Origin of the sequence: Kitasatospora dryopteridis (assembly GCF_050749075.1) — a bacterium.
In the GTDB taxonomy this organism is placed as follows: Bacteria; Actinomycetota; Actinomycetes; order Streptomycetales; family Streptomycetaceae; genus Kitasatospora.
Map to the genome: position 1 here is coordinate 6,262,418 of NZ_CP192749.1, position 22,348 is coordinate 6,284,765.

Annotated in this window: 20 protein-coding genes; 11 read left to right on the forward strand and 9 right to left on the reverse strand. The window is 74.7% G+C overall.

The window, feature by feature from the left end; all coding sequences use genetic code 11:
• Nucleotides 1-14 precede the first annotated feature (14 nt).
• Nucleotides 15-1,154: an FAD-dependent oxidoreductase gene (locus tag ACQ614_RS28230; protein ID WP_431681602.1), complete on the reverse strand. Its 1,140-nt coding sequence runs from the start codon at nucleotides 1,152-1,154 to the stop codon at nucleotides 15-17.
• A gap of 58 nt (nucleotides 1,155-1,212) precedes the next feature.
• Nucleotides 1,213-1,584: a YbjQ family protein gene (locus tag ACQ614_RS28235; RefSeq protein ID WP_431681603.1), complete on the reverse strand. Its 372-nt coding sequence runs from the start codon at nucleotides 1,582-1,584 to the stop codon at nucleotides 1,213-1,215.
• A 216-nt stretch (nucleotides 1,585-1,800) separates the two neighbouring features.
• Here ACQ614_RS28235 and ACQ614_RS28240 point away from each other — a divergent pair, with 216 nt between their 5' ends.
• Genes ACQ614_RS28240 through ACQ614_RS28250 form a run of 3 tightly spaced genes read left to right on the forward strand, consistent with a single transcriptional unit; the run spans nucleotide 1,801 to nucleotide 4,205 of the window.
• A complete protein-coding gene (locus ACQ614_RS28240) occupies nucleotides 1,801-2,721 on the forward strand; it encodes a hypothetical protein (RefSeq protein ID WP_431681605.1) in 921 nt (306 codons plus the stop codon).
• Nucleotides 2,722-2,751: 30 nt separating this feature from the next.
• Entirely contained in the window at nucleotides 2,752-3,462 is a 711-nt protein-coding gene (locus tag ACQ614_RS28245) for an aminoacyl-tRNA hydrolase (protein WP_431681606.1), read from the forward strand.
• A 2-nt stretch (nucleotides 3,463-3,464) separates the two neighbouring features.
• Entirely contained in the window at nucleotides 3,465-4,205 is a 741-nt protein-coding gene (locus ACQ614_RS28250) for a class I SAM-dependent methyltransferase (RefSeq protein WP_431681607.1), read from the forward strand.
• A gap of 47 nt (nucleotides 4,206-4,252) precedes the next feature.
• On the opposite strand, the gene ACQ614_RS28255 is transcribed toward ACQ614_RS28250, so the two are convergent.
• The 3 genes from ACQ614_RS28255 to ACQ614_RS28265 all read right to left on the reverse strand — a co-directional run bounded on the left by ACQ614_RS28255 (nucleotide 4,253) and on the right by ACQ614_RS28265 (nucleotide 7,079).
• Complete coding sequence (locus ACQ614_RS28255) at nucleotides 4,253-5,218, reverse strand: DMT family transporter (RefSeq protein WP_431681608.1); 966 nt, start codon at nucleotides 5,216-5,218, stop codon at nucleotides 4,253-4,255.
• Between the two features lie 212 nt (nucleotides 5,219-5,430).
• Nucleotides 5,431-6,168 carry a hypothetical protein gene (locus ACQ614_RS28260; RefSeq protein ID WP_431681609.1) on the reverse strand — a complete coding sequence of 246 codons (738 nt, stop codon included), beginning with the start codon at nucleotides 6,166-6,168 and terminating at the stop codon, nucleotides 5,431-5,433.
• Nucleotides 6,165-7,079 carry an ABC transporter ATP-binding protein gene (locus ACQ614_RS28265; protein ID WP_431681610.1) on the reverse strand — a complete coding sequence of 305 codons (915 nt, stop codon included), beginning with the start codon at nucleotides 7,077-7,079 and terminating at the stop codon, nucleotides 6,165-6,167. Before ACQ614_RS28265 ends, ACQ614_RS28260 begins: the two co-directional genes overlap by 4 nt.
• A 128-nt stretch (nucleotides 7,080-7,207) precedes the next feature.
• On the opposite strand from ACQ614_RS28265, the gene ACQ614_RS28270 reads away from it, so the two are divergent.
• The 3 genes from ACQ614_RS28270 (at nucleotide 7,208) to ACQ614_RS28280 (ending at nucleotide 9,760) form a co-directional block, all read left to right on the forward strand.
• Nucleotides 7,208-8,371 (forward strand): sensor histidine kinase, encoded by a 1,164-nt coding sequence (locus ACQ614_RS28270; protein WP_431681611.1) that lies wholly within the window; start codon nucleotides 7,208-7,210, stop codon nucleotides 8,369-8,371.
• A gap of 13 nt (nucleotides 8,372-8,384) precedes the next feature.
• Nucleotides 8,385-9,014, forward strand: a complete 630-nt coding sequence (locus tag ACQ614_RS28275) for a response regulator (protein ID WP_431681612.1) — start codon at nucleotides 8,385-8,387, stop codon at nucleotides 9,012-9,014.
• Between the two features lie 158 nt (nucleotides 9,015-9,172).
• Nucleotides 9,173-9,760 (forward strand): hypothetical protein, encoded by a 588-nt coding sequence (locus ACQ614_RS28280; RefSeq protein ID WP_431681614.1) that lies wholly within the window; start codon nucleotides 9,173-9,175, stop codon nucleotides 9,758-9,760.
• Nucleotides 9,761-9,762: 2 nt separating this feature from the next.
• On the opposite strand, the gene ACQ614_RS28285 is transcribed toward ACQ614_RS28280, so the two are convergent.
• The 3 genes from ACQ614_RS28285 to modA are packed head-to-tail and all read right to left on the reverse strand — an operon-like array spanning nucleotide 9,763 to nucleotide 12,486.
• Complete coding sequence (locus tag ACQ614_RS28285) at nucleotides 9,763-10,824, reverse strand: ABC transporter ATP-binding protein (protein WP_431681616.1); 1,062 nt, start codon at nucleotides 10,822-10,824, stop codon at nucleotides 9,763-9,765.
• Between the two features lie 19 nt (nucleotides 10,825-10,843).
• Nucleotides 10,844-11,668 carry an ABC transporter permease gene (locus tag ACQ614_RS28290; RefSeq protein ID WP_431681617.1) on the reverse strand — a complete coding sequence of 275 codons (825 nt, stop codon included), beginning with the start codon at nucleotides 11,666-11,668 and terminating at the stop codon, nucleotides 10,844-10,846.
• Complete coding sequence (modA, locus tag ACQ614_RS28295) at nucleotides 11,665-12,486, reverse strand: molybdate ABC transporter substrate-binding protein (protein WP_431681618.1); 822 nt, start codon at nucleotides 12,484-12,486, stop codon at nucleotides 11,665-11,667. The genes ACQ614_RS28290 and modA overlap by 4 nt, the downstream gene beginning before the upstream one ends.
• A gap of 224 nt (nucleotides 12,487-12,710) precedes the next feature.
• On the opposite strand from modA, the gene ACQ614_RS28300 reads away from it, so the two are divergent.
• Together ACQ614_RS28300 and ACQ614_RS28305 are read left to right on the forward strand one after the other, a co-directional pair.
• Nucleotides 12,711-13,778 carry an RNA ligase (ATP) gene (locus tag ACQ614_RS28300; protein WP_431681619.1) on the forward strand — a complete coding sequence of 356 codons (1,068 nt, stop codon included), beginning with the start codon at nucleotides 12,711-12,713 and terminating at the stop codon, nucleotides 13,776-13,778.
• Between the two features lie 114 nt (nucleotides 13,779-13,892).
• The gene (locus tag ACQ614_RS28305; RefSeq protein WP_431681620.1) at nucleotides 13,893-15,239 is read left to right on the forward strand and encodes a cytochrome P450; all 1,347 of its coding nucleotides are present in this window, start codon (nucleotides 13,893-13,895) and stop codon (nucleotides 15,237-15,239) included.
• Between the two features lie 47 nt (nucleotides 15,240-15,286).
• Here the strand turns inward: ACQ614_RS28305 and ACQ614_RS28310 are convergent, their stop codons facing one another.
• Complete coding sequence (locus ACQ614_RS28310) at nucleotides 15,287-18,049, reverse strand: cellulose binding domain-containing protein (protein WP_431681621.1); 2,763 nt, start codon at nucleotides 18,047-18,049, stop codon at nucleotides 15,287-15,289.
• A 374-nt stretch (nucleotides 18,050-18,423) separates the two neighbouring features.
• Between ACQ614_RS28310 and ACQ614_RS28315 the strand changes: the two genes are divergently transcribed.
• The 3 genes from ACQ614_RS28315 to ACQ614_RS28325 are packed head-to-tail and all read left to right on the forward strand — an operon-like array spanning nucleotide 18,424 to nucleotide 22,347.
• A complete protein-coding gene (locus tag ACQ614_RS28315; protein ID WP_431681622.1) occupies nucleotides 18,424-19,221 on the forward strand; it encodes an MHYT domain-containing protein in 798 nt (265 codons plus the stop codon).
• A 55-nt stretch (nucleotides 19,222-19,276) separates the two neighbouring features.
• Nucleotides 19,277-21,940, forward strand: a complete 2,664-nt coding sequence (locus ACQ614_RS28320; protein ID WP_431681623.1) for a sensor histidine kinase — start codon at nucleotides 19,277-19,279, stop codon at nucleotides 21,938-21,940.
• Nucleotides 21,937-22,347, forward strand: coding sequence for a roadblock/LC7 domain-containing protein (locus ACQ614_RS28325; RefSeq protein WP_431681625.1), 411 nt, complete (start codon nucleotides 21,937-21,939; stop codon nucleotides 22,345-22,347). Before ACQ614_RS28320 ends, ACQ614_RS28325 begins: the two co-directional genes overlap by 4 nt.
• Nucleotide 22,348: the final 1 nt, after the last annotated feature.

Consider the following 22,348-nt stretch of genomic DNA (forward strand, 5'->3'; position numbering starts at 1 on the left):
ACCGACGGTTCGGGTCAAGCCGTGAGCTGTACCGCGCCCGCATTCGAACTGCGCGGTTCCCCGCGCCCCTGAGCGGTCGGCCCGAGCAGTTCTACGATGTCGTTGACCGCCGTGCGGCCGGCACGGTTGGCGCCGACGGTGCTGGCGGAGGGGCCGTAGCCGACCAGGTGGATGCGGGGGTCGGCGGCTGCCCGGGTGCCCTCCATCCGGATGCCGCCGCCGGGGCCGCGCAGGCCCAGCGGTGCCAGGTGGGTGATCTCGGGCCGGAAGCCGGTGGCCCAGACGATCGCGTCCAGGTGTTCCTCGGTGCCGTCCCAGACCGCGCCGTGCTCGGTCAGCCGGTCGAACATCGGGCGGCGGTTCAGCACGCCCAGCTCCTCGGCCCGCCGGTACGCCACCGACGGGCCGAGCCCGGTCACGCTCACCACGCTGCGCACCGGCAGGCCCTCGCGGACCCGCTGCTCCACCAGCGCCACCGCCGCCCGCCCGGCCTCCGGGGTGAACGGGCCGTCCCGGTAGACCGGGGGACGCCGGGTCGCCCACACCGTCTCCGCGACCGGGCCGAGCTCCGAGAGCACCTGGATCGCCGAGGCGCCGCCGCCGACCACCAGGACCTTCTGCCCGGCGAACTCCTCCGGCCCGCGGTAGTCCGCGTAGTGCAGCTGCCGGCCGGCGAAGTGCCCCGGATAGTGCGGCAGGAACGGCCGCGTCCAGGTGCCGGTGGCGTTGACCAGGGCCCGCGCCGTCCAGTCGCCGCGGTCGGTCTCCACCTGCAGCCGGCCGTCCGGCAGCGACCGCACCGCCCGCACCCGGACGGGCCGCACCACCGGCAGGGCGTGCTCCGCCTCGTACGCGGCGAACCAGACCGGCACCACCTCGCGGGCCGGGGCGTCCGGGTCGGGCGCCGGCAGCGCGGAGTCCGGCAGGTCGTGGAAGCCGTGCACGGTGGCCATCCGCAGCGAGGGGGAGCGGTGCGCCCAGGCGCCGCCCGGGGTCTCGTCCGCGTCCAGCACCACGAAGCCCCGGTACGGCTCGAAGCCGCGCCGGCGCAGGTGGTGGGCGGCGGACAGCCCGGCCTGCCCGGCGCCGATCACCACCACGTCCACCTCGCGCGGCAGCTCGTGACCCCAGGTCGTTTCGGCTTCAACGGTCATGCCGGTGGAACATTGCGCACGCGGTCCATGTTCCCTGCGAGCTGCCCGGAGCGAGGCGTCAGGCGAGCGGGGCGACCACCGCCGCCGTCCCGTACGCGCAGATCTCCGTGCCCACGTCGGCAGCCTCCGACACGTCGAAGCGCATCATCAGCACCGCGTTGCCGCCGCGTGCCTTCGTCTGCTCGATCAGCCGGCCCATCGCCTGGTTGCGGCTCTCCACCAGGGTCTTGGTCAGGCCCTTCAGCTCACCGCCGACCAGCGACTTCAACCCCGCGCCGATCTGCGAACCGATGTGCCGGCTGCGCACCGTCAGCCCGAACACCTCCCCGATGACCCGCTCCACCCGGTGCCCGGGCACGTCGTTGGTGGTCACCACCAGCACCTCGGAGTCCGGGTGCTGCCCGCCGCCGTAATCGTCGATGTTTCCCATGCCCCCACCATCGGGCACCCGGGGCCGGGCGCCCGCTCCGGCTCGCCGGTGCACCGGCCGACGTCCTCCGACAGGCTCCGCCGCGGCCGCCGGCCCCGTCCGGCGGATTCACCCGCTCCGCCGCCGCCCCGGCACCCCGGCGCGCGCTTCGGGCCGTGCCGAAGAAGGTGGCGGACACCGGTGATTCCCGGGCCGCCCTGGCCGTACTGTAGGCGCATGGGCGAGCGAAGCGATCATCCGCAGGGGCCGGGCGCGGCGGAGGACTCCGGCGCGCAGGAGATCGAGGCGACAGTGGTGCTCGGCATCCGCATCACCGACTGGCCGACGCTGCGTGCCGCCGCGCTGGCCGCCGTCGACGAACTGGACTTCGACGGGGCCGACCCGGCCGGGCAGCGCACCGAGCTGCTCCGCGAGGTCGCCGACGACCCGAACGCCGCCCTCGGCGTGCTGCTCCACCCCGACCGGCTGGTGGCGGCCGTCCCCGGCATCGAGGCGCTCGGCGGCACCCTGGAGATCAGCGTCACCGACGACTTCGCCCCCGACTTCGCCGAGCTCTTCCCGCTCGACGGCGAGGACGGCGAGGGCGGCGACTGGACGCTCACCCCCCGCACCGCCTGCCTCCTGCACACCCAGCTCATCGGCCTCGCCGACGCCTCCTACGACGACCTCGACGAGCACGAGGACGAGCCCGTCACCGAGGGCGACGAACCCGACTGGACGGTCTACGCCCGGCTGCCCCGCCGCACCTGGTCCATGCACCGCACCTGGCGGCGCGCCCTCGCCCGCACCTTCGACGACCTCGCCGAGGACCTCTCCCTCGGCGAGTGGCCGCTGCCCCGCTGCCTCGCCGAGGAGGTCGCCCTGCGGATGGCCCTCGCCGACGCCCGCAGCCTGCTCGGCGCCCAGCCCGAATCGGTCGCCGACATGATGGGCGACCTCCCCGCCGACCTGTACGACTACGACTGGGACGGCTGCGCCGACGAGCTCTTCGGCGTCTACGGCCCCGACGAGGGCGACCCGGACCTGGAGACCGCCGACCGGACGGACCAGCTGCTCGCCGCCACCCACCCCGAGGGCTGGTTCCTCGGCTACGAGGACGCCGAGGAGCGCGACCCCCAGCGCGGATACCGGCGCTGACGGCCCGGGGGCTGCTGGCATGCTGGTGGGGTGAGTTCACCCTTCGACGCCCCGAGCAGCCCCGACGAGCCCGTCGACCGCGACAGCAAGGAGCAGTACGTACTGCCCCTGGTCGTCCGGATCGAGCGGGCCGACCCGCCCGCCCGCACCGACGCCCTGGAGACCTCCGCCCGGGCGGTGCTGACCCTGCTCGCCGACCCGCGGGTCACCGACGGCGACGGCGAATGGGCCGAGCGCGTCGCGGCCTGGGAGGACGCCCGCATCCGCAAGGTCGTCCGGCGGGCCCGCGGCGCGGAGTGGCGCAAGGCCGGCGAACTGACGGGCATCACCGTCACCGGTGCCGCCGCCGAGGTCCGCGTCTTCCCACCGGTCCCGCTGGACGGCTGGCCGAAGGAGCTCGCCAAGCTCCAGGTCTCCGGCACCGACCTGGACGACCCCGAGGCGCCGGCCGCACCCGCCGAGGGCCTGCCCGTGCTCTGGCTCAACCCCGACCTGGAGATGAGCGCCGGCAAGACCATGGCCCAGACCGGCCACGCCGCCCAGCTCGCCTGGTGGCGCCTGGACGACACCCAGCGCAAGGAGTGGGCCGAGTCCGGCTTCGCCCTGGCCGTCCGCACCGCCGACCCGGACGCCTGGGCCGGCCTCACCGCGAGCGGCCTGCCGCTCGTCCGGGACGCCGGCTTCACCGAGATCGCCCCCGGCAGCTGCACCGTCGTCGCCGACCACCCCGCCCTGCGGTAGCGGTGCTCGACTACGACGGCGAGGCCGCGACGTACGACGCCACCCGCGGCGGGGAGGAACGGGCGGCCGCCGCCGCGGAGGCCGTCGAGCGGCTGTTGCCGGCCGGCGCCGCGACCGTGCTCGACGTGGCCTGCGGCACCGGCATCGTCACCGCCCGGCTCCGCCGCCCCGGCCGGGCCGTCCTCGGCGTCGACCGCTCCCGCGGGATGGCCGCCGTCGCCGCGGAACGGATGCCCGGCGGCGTGGTGCTCGGCGACGCCGCCCGGCTGCCGGTCGGCACCGGCCGGGTCGACGCCGTCCTGCTGGTCTGGCTGCTCCACCTGCTGGACGACGCCGAACCGGTGATCGCCGACGCCGCCCGTGCCTTGCGCCCGGGCGGCGTCCTGATCACCACGGTCGACAAGAACCAGGCCGCCTTCGGCGCCGACAGCGACGTCGCCCGGGTCACCGCACCCCTGCGGGAGGCCCACGGCCGTTCTCCCGCCGACGGCCACCGCAGGGTCCTGGAACTGGGCGCCCGGTACGGGCTCCGGCCCGCCGCCGAAACCGCCTTCGACGGCACCGGCCAGGGCCGCAGCCCCGCCGACTGGCGACAGGTGATCGAAGCCGGCCGCATCCCCTGGGCCACCGCGGCCGGCCCGCACCGCACCGCCGACCTCTGCCGGGACCTCGCCACCCTTCCCGACCAGCACCGCCCCCGCCCCCAGCCCCGCTACCGCCTGCTCGCCCTCGAACGCACCTGAACCTCCGTCAACGCACCCGCCGGGGGTAGCCCCTGGGGGCGCACGGCTCAGGCCGGGCGGGGGCGGGTTGCCGGGCGGGTCTCGGCGACGGCGAGGCCGGTGACGGAGGCCAGCAGCACCGCCGTCCCGGCAGCTGCCGCGGGGGTCAGGTGCTCGCCCAGCAGCAGCACCGCGATCACGGTGGCGCTCACCGGCTCGATCAGCGCGATCACCGAGGCGGTGGTGGCCCGGACGACCGCGGCACCCGCGAAGTACAGGCCGTAGGCGAGCGCCGTCGGCACCGAGGCCAGGTAGACCAGCAGCAGCACCGTCCGGCCGAGGCCCTCGGCCTGCGGCAGCACGCCTTCGGCGAGCGCGAACGGCAGCAGGCACACCGTGCACACCGCGAACGACCAGAGGGTGGTCGACGACGCGCTCTGCCGTTCGCCGGCCCGGCCCAGCCACCGGGTGTACAGCGTGATGCAGCCGTACCCGGAGGCCGACACCAGCGCCCAGAGCACCCCGGCGGGCCGGACCTCGCCGCTGCCGCCGTCCCCGAGCACCAGCACCGCGAGGCCGGCCAGTGCGCCGCCGACCGCCACCGCGCCCGCGCCGCCGAGCCGCTCGCCCATGGCCAGCCGGGCGCCGATCGCGATCAGCACCGGAGCCGAGCCCAGCGTCACCACGGTGGCCACGGCCAGCCCGGTCTGCTGGACTGCCACGAAGTAGGCGGCCTGGAAGACGGTCAGCCCGAGGCCGTTGACGGCGATCCGCACCGCCCGGCGACGCCACGGCAGCGCGGCTTCGGCGCGCCGCGGGCCACGGTGGCTCCGGTTGCCGAGGCCGGTGCAGGCCCGGACGGCCAGCAGCAGGACGACCCCGCCGAGCGACCGCCAGAAGGTCAGCGCCAGCGGGCCGAGGCCGCTGCCGTCGTACAGCAGGGCGGCCGCGGCGCCGGCGGTGCCCCAGGCGGTCGCGGAGAAGGTGATGTAGAGCAGGCCCCGGCCGACGGGCAGGGCGGAGGGGTTGGACATGGGTGTTCTCCCACAGAAGAGGTCGGTCGCGTGGTCCCGTCCGCGGGCAGCGCCGACCGCCCCGGGGTCTCACCCCGGAGTCACGGTCTTCCGTGGCCTCGCCGCCCGCTCAGGCGGCGGGCGGTGGCAGAACAGTCAGGTGCACGGGCCACACCCTATAGGGCGTATGCCGACGGACCCGGGTCGGGCCCACCGACACACGCCCACCGGTGTCAGGCGTCGTTCCGCCGCAGCGAGAGCAGCCCGCCCCAGGCGGCGGCGGCCGCCCACAGCGCCATCACCAGCAGTCCCGTCCAGTGCCCGTAGGGGACGGCCGGGTCGGTGAGGTACCGCGTCGCGTACAGGCCGGCCCGGTCCGGCAGGAAGTACGCCGCCTCGCGGACCCCGGGCACCGCGGTGAGGAAGGTCGTGCCGAGGAAGACCGCGGGCGTCAGCAGGCCGATCGCCGCGGTGAGGTTGCGCAGCATCGCGGTGAGGCCGAGGCAGAAGACCAGCAGCAGCGGGTGGTAGAGCACCCCGGCGACGATGCTGCGCACCGCGCCGGGCTGCCCGAGGTCGAGGCCCACGGTGGCGGAGGTCGCCAGGTGTGCCCCCGCCACCGAGAGCAGGCCGACCACCAGTCCGACCCCGGTGCCCAGCAGCAGCTTCCCGGTGTAGAACCGGCCGCGCCGCGGCACTGCCGCCAGCGAGGCCCGCACCGTGCCGGAGGCGTACTCCTGGCCGATCAGCAGGATGCCGCTCGCCACCACCGCGACGTGGCCGAAGAGCATGCCGTAGTAGATGCCCTCGGCGGGGTCGTCCGTCATGGAACGGTCGACCTCGCCGTACGCGGCCTGCACCGCCGCGGTGATGCCGGCGGTGAGCAGCACCGCGATCAGCGGGGTGATCCACTGGGAGCGCAGCGTGGTGAACTTGGCCCACTCGGCGCGCAGGGCGAGCGAGGTGGTCATGCCGCCACCGCCCGGTACTCCACGGCGTCCGCGGTCATCCGCATGAAAGCCTCCTCCAACGAGTCCTGCTGGACTGACAGTTCGTACAGGGCGACGCCGTGCCGGGCGGCCAGCGCGCCGATCTCCTCCGAGGTGGTGCCGAAGACCTCCCAGGCCCCGCCGGAGCCCTCGACCGGCTCGGCCACCGTGCCCGAACTGCGCAGCAGGTCGGCCAGCTTGACCGGGTCGACCGCGCGGACCCGGACCCTGGAACGGCCGTGCCGCGCCAGGAACTCGTCGGTGGTGAGGTCGGCCAGCAGCCGGCCCCGGCCGACCACCACCAGGTGGTCCGCGGTGAGCGCCATCTCCGCCATCAGATGGGAGGAGACCAGCACCGCCCGGCCCTCCGCGGCGAGGCCGCGCAGCAGGGTGCGGATCCACCGGATGCCCTCCGGGTCCAGGCCGTTCACCGGCTCGTCGAGCAGCAGCACCGGCGGGTCGCCGAGCAGGGCCGCCGCCACCCCGAGCCGCTGCCGCATGCCGAGCGAGAAGCCCTTGATCCTGCGGTCCGCGACCGCGCCGAGGCCGACCTGCTCCAGCACCTCCTCGATCCGGCGCCGCGGCAGCCCGTTGCTCGCCGCCAGCCAGCGCAGATGGCCGCGGGCCGTCCGGCCGCCGTGCACCGCGTGGGCGTCGAGCAGGGTACCCACCTGGCGCAGCGGCGCCTCGAGTTCGGCGTACGGCCGGCCGTGCACCAGCGCCTCGCCGGCGGTCGGCCGGTCCAGGCCGAGCACCATCCGCAGCGTGGTGGACTTCCCGGCCCCGTTCGGGCCGAGGAAGCCGGTCACCCGGCCCGGTTCCACGCGGAAGTCCAGCCCGTCCACGGCCGTGGTCGCGCCGTACCGCTTGGTCAGGTTCCTGACCTCGATCACCGTCGTACCTCCCTGGTCGATGATTCCAGCCAACCGGGCCGGCGGCGCCGGGAGATCCCGCCCGGGAGTGGACCGCCTCCCTCCCGGGAGGGAGGCCGCCCACCGCGCCGGCCTGGCACGATGGCGCCGTGCCACCCTTCTTCGCCCCGCTGTTCCGGGCCGCCACCTACGCCCGCTGGCTGCACCTGCTGATCGGCACGGTGTTCGTCGGCGTCGTCCTGCTCGTCTACCCGGGCATCGAGCCGGGCCGGTCGCTGCCGGAGACGGTGGCCCTCGGCGCCGCCCTGGATGCCGCGCTGCTCTGCCTGGCCGCGCTGCTCCCGGCCACCCGGCGCGCCGAGGGGGTGCAGGCCAGGCTGCTGCTGGTGCCCGACCGGGAGGAGTCGATCGGCGCCGCCCCCTCGGTGGGCTGGGCAGACCGCGGCCGGACGGCGCTGTGGTTGGTCGCCCGGGTCGCGCTGGGCCTCGGGGTCGGCCTGGCGACCGTCCGCGCGCTGGACCTGGGCACCCGCCTGCTGCACGCCCCGCCGTACGGGCCGCTGCTGCTGCCGGTGCTCGTCCTCGCCCTGCTGTGGCTGGTCGTGCTCGCCGGGAGGCTCCAACTCGCCCTCGCCGTCAGGCTGCTCGGCCCGTCGGTGGCCGATCGGCTGGTCGCCGCCGAACTGCGCGCCGAACGCCTGCTGGAACGCAACCGGCTCGCCCGGGAGCTCCACGACTCGATCGGGCACGCGCTCACCGTCACCGTGCTGCAGGCGGGCGCCGCCCGGGAGGTTGCCGACCCGGCCTTCCGGGAGAAGGCCCTGGAGGCCATCGAGACCACCGGGCGGCAGGCCATGGAGGACCTCGAACGGATGCTCCTCCTGCTCCGCGACACCCCCGAGGAGACCGCCGCCGAGCAGCCCGGGCTCGACCGGGCCGCGGCCCTCTTCGACGCCGCCCGGGCGGCCGGCAGCCCGGTCGAGGCGACCGTCGACCCGGCCGCCGCCCGGCTGACCGGCGTGCTCTCCCGCGAGGCCTACCGGATCGTCCAGGAGGGCGTCACCAACGCCCTCAAGCACGCCCCCGGTGCACCGATCCGGATCCGCGCCGCGATCGAGGACGGCCGGCTCGAACTCCGCTGCGCCACCGCCCTGGTGGCCGCCCCGGCCGGCGGGCGGCCGGCCCGCGGCGGCGGCCGCGGACTGCGCGGCGTCCGGGAGCGGGCCACACTGCTCGGCGGCGAGGCCGGGGCCGGCCGCGAGGACGGCGACTGGGTGCTGACGGTCCGTCTGCCACTACGGTTGGCCGAATGATCGACATCCTGCTGTGGACGACGAGGAACTCGTCCGGACCGGGCTGCGGGCCGTCCTGGAGGCCCAGGGCGACCTGCGCGTGGTGGGGGAGGCCGCGGACGGTGCGGCCGCCCTCGGGCTCGTCCGGTCGCTGCGCCCCGACGTGGTCCTGATGGACGTGCGGATGCCCGAGGTGGACGGGCTCACCGCCACCCGCGCGATCCTCCGGGACGCGGACATCCCGCCGCGCATCCTCGTCCTCACCACCTTCGAGAACGACGACTACGTGTACGAGGCGCTGCGGGCCGGCGCCGACGGGTTCCTGCTCAAGCGGGCCCGTCCGGCCGAGATCGTGCACGCCGTCCGGCTCGCCGCGGCCGGGGAGTCGCTGCTCTTCCCGGCCGCCATCCGCAGCCTCGCCGCGGGCCGCGCCAACCGGCCGGCCGCGGAGGCGATGGCCCGAGCCGCCCTCACCGACCGGGAGGCCGAGGTGCTGCGACTGATGGCCCGCGGCCTGTCCAACGCGGAGATCGCCGCCGAGCTCTTCCTCGGCGTGCAGACCGTCAAGACCCACGTCAGCGGCGTCCTCGGCAAGCTCGGCGCCCGTGACCGCACCCAGGCCGTGGTCACCGCCTACGAGTCCGGCTTCGTCCGCCCGGCCTGACGACACGTCCGCACCGTCCGCGAAGTACCGGAACACGGCGGAATGCCGAATTCGCGCCGACGCCGAGCGGTACCGGTTGAGGAACGGCCGGCACGGCGTCGTCCCCCGCCGTCGACCCGCTCGGCGCGGAGGAGATCGCGGCGAAGGCGCACGCCGCGATGGCGGCGCTCAGCTCGGTGCGGGTCGACGGCAGCCTCACCGTGGAGGAGCAGCGGGTGACGGTCCATCTCTTCGCCGACAAGCAGGGCAACTGCATCGGAACCCTCTCGGCGACCGGCATCGGCAATGTCGAGATCCGGCGCACCGGCAACAGGAGCTGGATCAAGGCGGACGAGGAGACCTGGCGGAAGCAGGTCGAGAAGGGAGGCGCGACCCCGCAGCAGGCCGCGCGCGCCGCACAGCTCTTCAAGGACCGCTTCATCACCGGGTTCGACACACAGATGCCCCAGACCGCGGCCATGTGCAACCTCATCGAGAGCATGTTCGGTGACACCGAGGAGGACCAGGTCTCCAAGGGCGCCGCCGGGACCACCAACGGCGTCAAGACCGTCAGTCTGACCAGCATGACCGACGGGGAGAAGGTCGTCCTGCACGTTGCGACCGAGGGCACGCCCTATCTGATCCGCATGGAGCAGACCGAGGGCGAGCCCGGCGCCATGGACTTCAGCGCGTTCGACAAGCCGTTCACGGTCGAGGAGCCGCCGGCCGGCCAGGTCGTCGACTTCTCCGCCCTGAACAAGGCCTGACCTCAGGCCGGGTAGGCGTGCGTCTGGGTGGCCTTGACGGTGGCCCAGACCTCGGTGCCGGGGGTGAGGTCGAGCTCGGCCGCGGCGGTGGGGGTGAGGTCGGCGGCGAGCGGCAGCGGGCCGGTCAGGTCGACCCGGATCCGGTCGCCGTGCAGGTCGAGACCGGCGACGGTGAGCGGCCAGGCGTTGCGGGCGCTGGAGTCGGGGCGGCCGCGGTGCAGGGTGACGGCGGCCGGCGGGAAGGCCACGAAGGCCGGGCCGGCGAGCTCCTCGGAGGTGGTGAGGGCGGTGCCGTCCGGCAGGGTGACGGTGTGGCCTTCGGCGGTGCCGCGGTAGAGGTTGAGGCCGACCAGGCGGGCGATGTAGTCGGTGCGCGGGTGGCGGGCGATGTCGGCGGGTGCGCCGGACTGCACCTCGCGGCCGTCCTCGATCACCACCAGCCGGTCGGCGAGCACCATGGCGTCCAGCGGGTCGTGCGTGACGAGCACCGCCACCGCCTCGAACTCGGCCAGGTGGCGGCGCAGCTGGGCCCGCACCTCCAGCCTGGTCCGGGCGTCCAGGGCGGCCAGCGGCTCGTCCAGCAGCAGCAGCCTGGGCCGCACCGCGAGCGCCCGGGCGAGGGCCACCCGCTGGGCCTGGCCGCCGGAGAGGCTGCGCGGGCGGGTGGCGGCGTGCTCGGCGAGGCCCATCCGCTCCAGCCAGGGCAGGGCGGCCGCCCGGGCGGCGGCCTTGCGCAGGCCCTGGCAGCGCAGGCCGAAGGCGATGTTGTCGAGGGCGCCGAGGTGCGGGAAGAGCAGGTAGTCCTGGAAGACCACGCCGACCGGGCGTTCCTCGGCGGGGGTGTGCAGTCCGGTCGCCGGGTTCTCCAGCACGGTGCCGTCGAGGGCGAGCCGGCCGGCGGTGAGCGGGAGGAGCCCGGCGAGCGCGCGCAGGGCGGTGGACTTGCCGGCGCCGTTGGGGCCGAGCAGGGCGACGACCTCGCCGGGGGCGGCGGTGAGGGTGAGGTCGAGCCGGAAGGCGGGGCGGTCGACCCGCAGCCGGGCGTCCAGGGCGGGCGGGGTCATCGGGGGCTCCGGAGGAGGGTCACGGGGTCGACATCCAGCGTTCCCGCAGGCCGGCCAGGACGGCGATGGAGACGGCGAGCAGGACGAGGCTGAGCGCGATCGCGGCCTCCGGCTCGGACTCCATCGCCAGGTAGACGGCGAGCGGCATGGTCTGGGTGCGGCCCGGGAAGTTGCCGGCGAAGGTGATCGTCGCGCCGAACTCGCCGAGCGCCCGCGCCCAGGCCAGCACCGCGCCGGCCCCGATGCCGGGGGCGATCAGCGGCAGGGTGACCCGGCGGAAGGCGGTGAGCCGGGAGGCGCCGAGCGTGGCGGCGGCCTCCTCGTAGCGCGGGTCGGCGGCGCGCAGCGCCCCCTCCACGCTGATCACCAGGAACGGCATGGCGACGAAGGCCTCGGCGAGCACCACGCCGGGTGTGGTGAACGGCAGGGTGATGCCGAAGGCGGAGTCCAGCCATCGGCCGACGATGCCGTTGCGGCCGAGGACGAGCAGCAGGGCGACGCCGCCGACCACCGGAGGCAGCACCAGCGGCAGTGTCACCAGGGCCCGCACCAGCCGCCGGCCCGGCAGCTCGGTGCGGGCGAGCAGCCAGGCCAGCGGCACTCCGAGCACCAGCGACACCCCCGTGGCCGCCGTTGCGCAGATCAGTGAGAGCCTCAGGGCCTGCCAGACCTCCGGGCTGGAGAGCTGCTCGGGCAGCGCGCTCCACGGCGCGCGGACCAGCAGACCGACCAGCGGCAGGACGAGGAAGGCCAGGCCCAGCAGGGCCGGGAGGAGCAGGGCGTACGGCACCCGCCCGCCGCCGCGCCGGGTGCGGCGGCGGGTCTCGGCCGGTGCGGTCGTCACGGTGCCTGGAAGCCCGCCGCGGTGAGGGCCCGGGCGGCCTCGGGCGACCGGACGTACTCGACGAAGGCGGCCGCGGCGGCGGCGTTGGGCGCCTTGGCGAGGGCGGCGATCGGGTAGTCGTTCACGGCCTTGGCGGCCTCGGGGAATTCCACGCCGTCGATCTTCGCAGCATCGGCCTTCACATCGGTCCGGTACACGAGCGAGGCGTCGACCTCGCCGAGCTCGACCTTGGTGAGGGCGCCCTTGACGTCCTGCTCCAGGGTGACCGGGGTGAGCTTCACACCGGCCGCGTCGAGGGCCTTCACGGCGGCGGCGCCGCAGGGCACCTGCTGCGCACAGAGCGCGACCTTGACGCCGGTGAGGTCCTTGAGGCTTGTGATGTGCTTGGGGTTGCCCTTGGGGACGGCGATCTCGAGGGTGTTCTTGACGAACACCTGGGGCTCGCCGTTGGCGGCCTTGGCGTCGGTGACGGTCTTCATGGTGGCCGGACTGGCGGCGGCGAAGACGTCCGCGGGCGCTCCGGAGACGATGCTCTGGGCGAGCGCGGAGCTGCCGCCGAAGTTGAAGGTGACCTTGGTGCCGGGGTTGGCGGCCTCGAACTTCTTGCCCAGCTCGGTGAAGGACTCCTTGAGCGAGGCGGCGGCGAAGACGGTGATGCTGCCGGAGACCTTGGCGGCGGAGGACGCGGCCCCCGCGGAGGCGGCGGACGCCGGTGCGGTGGTGCTGCCCGAACCGCTGCTGCCGCAGGCGGTGAGGCCGGCGGCGAGGGCCGCGGCGGCGAGGACGGCAACGGCGGAACGGCGTCTGGCGGTGCTCATGGGGGTTCCCCTTCTGCCGCGCCGCTGGGAGGCGCGGAGGTGCGGTGACAACGCCGATCATACTGTCGCACTTGCGGCTCGGACGTCCCCTGTTTCATCGCACAGGCCAGCATGCGGGCGGCTTCCAGCTGGTATGTGCGATACCCCGGATGGAAAATCCCTGGCCCCGGCCGCCGGCCGCCCGCCAGAGTGGTCCCCCTCACGACAACGGGGGAGGGACGCCCATGTCCACACTGCGAGTCACCGCGGAACGCCTGACCATCCTGGAGCACCCGAACGCCGACGCCCTGGAGCTCGCGCAGATCGGCCTCTACCGCGCGGTGGTGGCCAAGGGCGCGTACCGGACCGGCGAGACCGCCGTGTACATCCCCGAGCAGGCCGTGCTGCCCGCCGGCCTGATCGAGGAGCTCGGACTGACCGGGCGCCTCGCCGGCTCCAACGCCGACCGGGTCAAGGCCGTACGGCTGCGCGGCGAGCTCTCCCAGGGCATCGTCTGCCGCCCGCGCGCGCTGGACGCCGTCGACCTGTCCGCCGCCGCCGACAGCGGCGAGGACTTCGCGGAGCTGCTCGGCATCACCAAGTGGCGGCCGCCGATCCCGACCGCCATGAACGGCGACGTCGAGGCCGCCCCCGACCTGCTGCCCTGGGTCGACATCGAGAACCTCAAGCGCTTCCCGACCGTCTTCGAGCCCGGCGAGCCCGTCGTCGTCACCGAGAAGGTGCACGGCAGCTGCTGCCTGGTCACGTACCACGCCGAGTCCGGCGAGGTGCAGGTCTCCTCCAAGGGCATCGGCGCCCAGGGCCTGGCGCTCAAGGAGGACGGCACCAACCTCTACTGGCGCGCGGTGCGGGCGCACGGCGTCCCCGAGGTGGCCGCCGCCCTGGCCGAGCGGCTCGGCGCCAGCCGGGTCGGCGTCTTCGGCGAGGTCTTCGGCGCCGGCGTGCAGGACCTCACCTACGGCGCCTCCGGCCGCACCGAGCTGCCCGGCTACGCGGTCTTCGACGTGTCGGCCGTCGTCGACGGGCAACTGCGCTGGCTGGACGCCGCCGAGGTGCTCGCCGGGGAACTGCCCGTCGTCCCCGAGCTGTGGCGCGGCCCGTACGACCAGGCGGTCGTGCTGGAGCTCGCCGAGGGCCGGGAGACCGTCTCCGGCAAGGAACTCCACATCCGCGAGGGCGTGGTCGTCCGGCCGCAGACCGAGCGGTACAGCCCGGTGACCGGCGGCCGGGCCGTGGCCAAGGCCGTCGGCGGCGCCTACCTGACCCGCAAGGGCGGCACCGAGTACGAGTGACCCCGCCGGCCGCACGCACCCGGGGTGTGTCCCGATCCGCGGGACACACCCTGGTCCCCTGACGGATGCTCAGTTAGTTTGGGCACAGGAGTGATCCAGCCGGAGGGGGAGACAGTGCAGGCCACCACGAGGACACCGGGCCCGACCGGGCTGCCGCTGATCGGTTCGATGCTCGACCTGACCCGCGACCCGCTGGCCGCCTACCTCGCCGCCCACCGCGAGCACGGCGACGTGGTGCGGTTCACCGCCGGGCCGCCCGGCCTGCGCGTCGAGTTCTTCATGGTGTTCTCCCCGGAAGGGGCGCAGCAGGTGCTCGCCACCCGCGCCGCCGACTTCCGCAAGGACAACACCATGTACGAGGAGGTCCGGCTCAGCCTCGGCAACGGGCTGCTCACCTCGCAGGACGCCGACTACCAGCGCCAGCGCCGGCTCGTCCAGCCGCTGTTCACCAAGCGGCGGGTCGACACCTACGCGGACGCCGTCGCCCTGGAGTCCGCCGCCCTGGTCGAGCGCTGGGCCGCGGTGCCGGACGGCGTGGTCGACGCGGCCGAGGAGATGTCCCGGTTCGCGCTGCGCGCCGTCGCCCGGATCCTCTTCGGCACCGACGTGGAGGAGGCGATAGGCGCCGTCCGCCGGTCCTTCCCGGTGCTCGGCGCCTACGTCCGCGACCGCGGCTTCGCCCCCGTCCGCATCCCCCGGCAGTGGCCCACCCCCGGCAACCGGGAGGCCCAGGCCGCCGAACGCGAACTGCACGCCGTGTGCGACGGCATCATCGCCCGCCGGGCCGGGCAGGAGTCCGACGACCTGCTCGGGCTGCTCGCCGCCGCCCGCGGCGAGGACGGCGAGCAGTTGGACGCCGCCGAACTCCGCGACCAGGTCCTGATCTTCCTGCTCGCCGGCCACGAGACCACCGCCACCTCGCTGGCCTTCGCCCTGCACCTGCTCGGCAAGCACCCCGAACACCAGAAGCGGGCCCGTGAGGAGGCCGAGGCGGTCCTCGGCGACCGCGCACCGCGCGCCGAGGACCTCGCCGCACTGCCGTACACCACCGCCGTCCTCAAGGAGGCCATGCGGCTGTTCCCGGCCGCCGCGGTGATCGGCCGCCGCTCGGTGGCGGACTGCGAGATCGGCGGGGTGCACATTCCGGCCGGCTCGGACGTCCTGGTCGCCCCGTACGTGACGCACCGCCACCCCGGCCACTGGGAGGACCCGGAGCGCTTCGACCCCGACCGCTTCACCCCGGAACAGGAGGCCGGACGGCACCGCTACGCCTGGTTCCCGTTCGGCGGCGGCCCGCGGGCCTGCATCGGCCAGCACTTCTCGATGCTGGAGTCGGTGCTGGCCCTGGGGTCGCTGCTGCGGGAGTTCGAGGTGGAGGCCGTCGACACCGAGGTGCCCCTCGGCCAGGCCATCACCCTCGAGGCCCGCGGCCCCGTCCGCATCCGCCTCACCCGGAGGTAGTGGAAGACGGACCCGGGGGCGCGTGGGGGCACCTCTTCGGCTGGCCCCTACCTGACGGTGCAGGAAGTGCCGTTGAGGGTGAAGGCGGTGGGCTTGGTGTTGCTGCCCGTCCAGGTGCCGTTGAAGCCGAAGGAGGTGTTGCCTCCGTTGGCCGGGAGGCTGCCGTTGTAGCCCAGGTTGGTGACGGTCACGTCGGGCCCGGTCTGGGTCACGGCGCCGTTCCACAGGGAGGTGACGGTCTGGCCGTTGGCGAACGCCCACTTCAGCGTCCAGCCGTTGACGGCCGTGCTGCCGGTGTTCTTGACGGTCACGTTGGCGCCGAAGCCGCCGCCCCACTGGCTGCTGACCGCGTAGGTCACCTCGCAGGAGGAGGCCGGGTCGGGGCTGCCCGACGACGAGGGCGAGGCCGAGGCCGACGGCGGGGCCGATGCGGACGGCGACGCGGAGTTCGAGCCGGAGGCCGAGGGCGACGGCGAGACGGTGGTCACCACGGAGGTGTCGCCGACGATGATGCCGCGGCCGTTGGTGGAGACGTACACCCGGCCGTAGACCCGCGGGTCGCCGGTGATCGCGGCGCCCGTCCAGCCCCACTGGTGGTTGTCGTCGTTGATCCGCACCCAGGTGGCACCGGCGTTGTCGGAGCGGAAGATGCCGCGGACGCCGCCGATCTGGGCGCTGGTGTACAGCGCGGGGTGGGCGGAGCCGGTCGCGGCCTTGCCGAAGCCGATGCTGTCGGCCTTGTCGACCCCGGCGAGGCGGGTGAAGGAGGCGCCGGAGTCGGTGGAGTGCCAGAGGCCGTAGGTGGCGTCGTCGGCGCCGCCGGCGAACCAGATGTCGCCCTCGGTGGTGGTCAGTGCCTTGAAGCGGACGTTGCCCTTGGCCGGCAGGCCGGTGGCCGCGGTCCTGGCGAAGGTGGCGCCGCCGTCGGTGGAGAGGTAGAAGGCACCGGCCGCGTAGCCGTAGAACTTCTTGGGGTTGACCCGGTCGGCCTGGATGCTCGCGCCGGCCGGCAGGCCGCTCGCGGCCGCCCAGGAGCTGCCGCCGAAGGCTCCGGCGACGGGGGAGGCCCCGCCCGGCGACCAGACCACCCGGGTGCCGTCGGCGGAGAGCGCGACGGTGCCCCCGGAGGTGATGCCGCTCGGCTCGCTGCTCGCCGCGTACCAGTTGGCGCCGTTGTCGTTGGAGAAGGCGATGTGCTTGTCGGTCGAGCCGTCGGAGGTGTTGCCGACCCGGACGACCGTGTTGCCGTTGGACTGGGCGAAGTCCAGGGCGGTGGTGGTGCCGTGGTTGGGGGACTGGAACATCAGCGGCGGCGTGGTGGTCAGCGAGGTGTGGCGGAAGCCGCCGATGTCGCCGAGTGCGCTGATCAGCGGGGCGCCGGTGGGCGGGCTGATCAGGTCCTGGACGGCGGTCTCCTCCAGGCCCTCGACCACCGGCTTGACGGTGATCTTCGAGCCGGTGTCCCAGGCGGTCAGGTTGTCGGTGCCGTAGAGGGTGGCGCCGGTGCCGTACATCATCCGGTCGGAGTTGAACGGGTCGATCTCCAGCGACTCCGTCATCCAGCCGAGCTTGGGCGTCTCCTCCGGCGGCGAGGGGTGGTTGCCCCAGCTCAGCCACGGCGAGGTGGTGGTGTCCAGGGTGTAGTGGTCGACCCGGTTCGGGTAGCCGTTGTACTCCCAGATCGGCTTGAAGGTCGCGCCGAAGTCGGTGGAGCGGTAGATCTGGGTGTCCGGCCACCAGGAGCTGTAGCCGGTCACCATCACCACGTTGGGGTGCCGGCGGTCGACCGACAGGCCGCTGTAGCCGAAGTAGGCCCCGGAGTCGGAGGACTTGACCGGGCTGATCTGCAGCCAGCTGCCGGCCTTGGTGTCGTACCGCCAGACGTCGCCCTTGCCGCCGTCGTACGGACCGCCGGTGTCGCTGGTGGCGAGGTAGAGGTAGCCGTTCGTGCTGTCGAGCACGCCCTTGTGCGGCAGGAAGCCGGTGGGCTGGCCGGCCAGGCGGGTCCAGGTGGTGCCGCCGTCGGTGGAGCGGTAGACGTTGTTCTCCTTGTCGGCGACGCCGACGTAGATCGTCCGGGTGGCGGCGCCGGCGGCAGCACTCGACTTGTCGAAGGTCACCCAGAGCACGCCCGGGTTGGAGCTGAGGTAGCCGCTGGTGTCGGTCGGGTCCTGCTGGTAGTTGCCGGCGTTGGGGAAGGCGGTGACCTCGGCCCAGGTGGCGCCGTAGTCGGTGGACTTCCAGAGGCCGTTGCCCTCGGGTGCGCCGAAGTAGACGATGCGGTCGTCGTTGGGGTCGACCGCGAGCCGCTCGCCCATGCCGCGGCCGGGCATGTTGCCGCCGATCTTGAACGGCATGGTGGTGCGGGCCCAGGTCCTGCCCTTGTCGGTGGAGCGCAGGATGGCGCCGTTGTTCGGGTCCCAGCTGTTGGTGTAGTTGCCGGCGGCGACGTACACCCGGTTGGTCTGCACCGGGTCGGTGGCGAGCGAGGCGACGCCGGTGAGGTTCCAGTCGTTCCAGCCGATCGAGTCGAGCAGCGGGATCCACTTCTTGGTGGCCGGGTCCTGGCGGTAGGCGCCGCCGATGTCGGTGCGGGCGTAGACCAGGTCCTTCTCGGTCTGGTTGAAGACGATGCCGGGCACGAAGCCGCCGCCGTCGATCCGGGCGTTGCTCCAGGTGTAGGTGTCGGAGGTGGCCTCGGTCGCGGCGGTGGCGGTGCTGTGCAGGCCGGACAGCCAGGACACCGCCAGGCCGCAGGTGACCGCCATCGCCGTGACGGCGGCCCGGGAACGGGTCAGGACAGGGGGCATGGGGGAACGGACTCCTTCACGGGCCCGCTGGGGTGGGAGAGGCCACCACGGTCGACGCGACCGTGGGGAGGGATGCCCCCGCGCAGCGGTGGGGCGCGTCGTGCGGGCCGTCGTGGCGTGACCCTAACGGCGCCCCGGAGCGGGCAGAAGGACGTGCGACGAGCCCTGTCCACAACCGGACATGACAGACCGTCAGGGTCGACGGCACACGGAGCCTCCCCATTCGAGCACACTCGCCGCGAAGGACGGGCAGCTTTTCACATCTTCGGGTGACTGCTTGTGGACGCTGGGTAGCGTCCTCCGCATCCGAGAGTCCCTTCGCACATGCGAACGGCATATGACCGACCGTCAGGTCACGTCCGCCGGAGGCCCCGATGGGAACCCTGAACCACCTCAGTTTCGGCTGGCTCACACCGGCCGTCTCGTACCTGATGGCCTGCGTCGGCGCCGCACTCGGGCTGCGGTGCACGCTCCGGGCGCTCTCCGCGACCGGCCCCTCCCGCCGCAACTGGCTGCTCACCGCCGCCGCCGCGATCGGCTCCGGCATCTGGACCATGCACTTCATCGCCATGTTCGGCTTCTCCGTCGACGGCACCGAGCTGCGCTACGACGTCCCGCTGACCGTGCTCAGCCTGGTGGTCGCCGTGGTCGTCGTCGGCATCGGCGTCTTCACCGTCGGCTACGGCCGGCACCGCGGCCGCAGCCTGCTGCTGGGCGGCCTCACCACCGGTGTCGGGGTCGCCGCGATGCACTACCTCGGCATGGCGGCCCTGCGGCTGCACGGCAACGTCGAGTACACCCCGGCCACCGTCCTGCTGTCGGTCGCGGTCGCCGTCGGCGCCGCCACCGCCGCGCTCTGGGCCGCCGTCACCATCCGCAACGCGGTCGCCGCCGGCGGCGCCGCACTGGTGATGGGCGTCGCGGTCAGCTGCATGCACTACACCGGCATGGCCGCCGTCCACGTGCACATGGACCCGTCCCGCACCGAGCTCGGCGGCGCCACCCCGATGCAGTTCGTCTTCCCGCTGGCGGTCGGCCTCGGCTCCTTCCTCTTCCTCACCTCCGCGTTCGTCGCACTGTCCCCGACCGCCCAGGAGCGCGCCGCCTACCGCGAGGCCGGCGAGCTCGCCATCGAGGACCTCAACCCGACCGAGCTCGACCGCGCGGCCTGACCCGCCGCCCGTTCCGTGACGACGTGGCCCGACCCGTCCGAAAGGACCCCACCCCATGCGAGTACGCCGCGGCACCCCGCGCAGTGCGTCGGCCGCAGGCCCGGGCACCACCGGCCGCAGCTCCGGCCGTTCCGGCCCCGCAGGCCGCCACCGCGGCGCCCACGCCCGCGAGGAGCAGCCCGGAGATCCGCCCGCCGTGCCCGCGGCGCCCGCCGCCCGCGCGCGCCGCCTCCGGCTGCGGCCCCGCACCGTCCGCGCCAGGATCGTCGCCCTGCTGATGGTGCCGGTGGTCTCGGTGATGGCGCTGTGGTCGTTCGCCTCCGTCACCACCGCCCGCTCCGTGTGGGACACCCTGCAGCTGCGCACCGTCGACAAGACCCTGCTCGAGCCGGTCGCCGCCACCGTCGCCGGCCTCCAGGCCGAACGCACCGCCGCCGGGCAGCTGCTCGCCGGCGGGCAGCCCGGCCGCCAGGACGCCCTGCGTGACGCCGCGGCCGCCACCGACCGCGCCGCAGGCCCGCTCCGCCTCGCCGACCGCTACAACCGGGCCGACGCCCAGGGCCTCGGCACCGAGACCGCCGGCCGCGTCGACGAACTCACCGCCGCCGTCGCCGCCCTGCCCGCGCTGCGGGCCAAGGTCCTCCAGCACCAGGCCGGCTGGCCGGAGACGTACGCCGCCTACACCGCCGCGGTCGACCGCGCCCTGGAGGTCACCGGCTCGGTCACCGCCCTGCAGGACCACCGCATCGCCTCCGACGCCCGTGTCCTGCTGGAACTCGCCCGCGCCCGTGAACTGCTCGCCCGCGAGGACGCCCTGCTGCGGGCCGGCCAGACCGCCGGCCGCCTCGACGAGGCCCAGCACCGCGACTTCGGCGCCGCCGTCTACGCCCGCCGGCTCTTCGAACAGACCGCCGCCCGCGACCTGCGCCCCGCCGACCGCTCCGCCCTGCTCGCCGTCACCGGCGGCGCCGACTACCGCGAACTCGCCCGGGCCGAGGACGCCGTCCGGGACGCGGCCGACGGCCGGGCCGCCGTCCAGGCCGCCCCCGCCGACCGCTGGGCCGACCTTGCCGACGCCACCGCCCGCAACCTCGCCGCCGTCCAGCACGCCGCCGGCAGCGCCGCCACCGAACGCTCCGACCCGTACGCGCTCGGCCTGTTCACCCCCGCGGGCCTGGCCGTGCTGCTCGGCCTGGCCGCCGTGATCGCCTCCCTGCTGATCTCCGTGCAGATCGGCCGCGGCCTGGTCACCGAACTCATCGGCCTGCGCAACTCCGCCCTCGAACTCGCCGGGCGCACCCTGCCCGGCACCATGCGGCGGCTGCGCGCCGGCGAGGAGATCGACATCGAGGCGGAGGCGCCGCTGCGCCCGCACGGCGGCGACGAGATCGGACAGGTGCACGGCGCCCTCGGCCGGGTGCAGCGGGCCGCCGTCACCGCCGCCGTGGAACGCGCCGAGGTGCTCTCCGGCGTCTCCGGCGTCTTCGTCAACCTGGCCCGGCGCAGCCAGGTCCTGGTGCACCGCCAGCTCACCCTGCTGGACGCCATGGAACGGCGCACCGAGGACCCGACGGAGCTGGAGGACCTCTTCCGCCTCGACCACCTCACCACCCGGATGCGGCGCCACGCCGAGGGCCTGATCATCCTCTCCGGCGCCGCCCCCGGCCGGGCCTGGCGCAGGCCCGTCCCGCTGGTGGACGTGGTCCGGGCCGCCGTCGCCGAGGTCGAGGAGTACGCGCGGGTCGAGGTGCACCGGCTGCCGTACGCGGCGGTCGCCGGCCAGTCCGTCGCCGACCTCACCCACCTGGTCGCCGAACTCGTCGAGAACGCCACCGGATTCTCGCCGCCGCACACCAAGGTGCACGTCCGCGGCGAGCAGGTCGGCAACGGCTACGCGCTGGAGATCGAGGACCGTGGCCTCGGCATGGGCCCCGAGGCCCTCGCCGACGCCAACCGGCGGATCGAGGCCTCCGAGCAGGTCGACCTCTTCGACAGCGACCGGCTCGGCCTGTTCGTGGTCAGCCGCCTGGCCCGCCGACACGGTGTCAGGGTCGCCCTGCGGCCCTCGGCGTACGGCGGCACCACGGCGGTGGTGCTGCTGCCGAACGCCCTGCTGGAGACCGCAGGGGTGGGAGCCGAGCCGCTGGACTCCGAGCCGGTGGAGGCCGTGCCGGCCGGGGCCGCCCCCGAACGGCCCCGGCCCGCCGCCGTGCACCGGCCGGCACCCGTCGTCGCCCAGGTCGAGTCGCCGCCCCCGCCCGCAGCCCCGGCGACCCGGCCCGCCCCGGCGCCGGTCCGCCCGCTGCCGACCGCCGCGCCGTTCGGCGCCCTCGGCACCGACCCCGGGGTGCTGCGCCCCACCCCGTTCCGGGCCGACGGCGCCCGGCCCGCCCCGGCCGTCCCCGCACGCCGCCCGGTGCCCGCACAGGCGCCTCCGCCCGCCCCGGCCACCGCACCGAGGACGGCGGCCCCGCAGCCGCCCGCGGCCGGCCCCGGCGACGGCGAACTGCCCCGGCGGGTGCGCCAGGCCAGCCTCGTCCCGCAGCTGCGCGAGGCCCCGGAGAAGCCGCGGCCCGTGCCGCGCCGGGACGGCGGGCAGCCGGTCGGCCGCAACCCCGAGGAGGCGCGTGCCGCGATGTCCGCCTTCCAGCGCGGCTGGGCCCGCGGTGCCACCGAGCAACCGACCCGACCGAACACCGACGGAGGAGAGCACAGATGATCGGCACCACGCACCACGCGGGAGAGCTCAACTGGCTGCTCGACGAGCTCGTCTCCCGGGTCGCCCAGGTCAGATACGCCGTGATGCTCTCCGCCGACGGCCTGGCGATGGGCACCTCCGCCGGGCTCGGCCGCGAGGACGGCGAGCACCTGGCGGCCGTCGCCTCCGGCTTCCACAGCCTGGCCAAGGGTGCCGGACGGCACTTCGACGCCGGCGAGGTCCGCCAGACCATGGTCGAACTCGAGCACGGCTTCCTCTTCGTGGCGGCCGCCGGCGAGGGCACCTGCCTGGCGGTCTTCTCCACCGCCGACGCCGACCTCGGCCTGATCGCCTACGAGATGGCCCGGCTGGTGCGCCGGGTCGGCGAGCACCTGTACGCCGCACCGCGCGGCACGGTGGGGGGTTGAC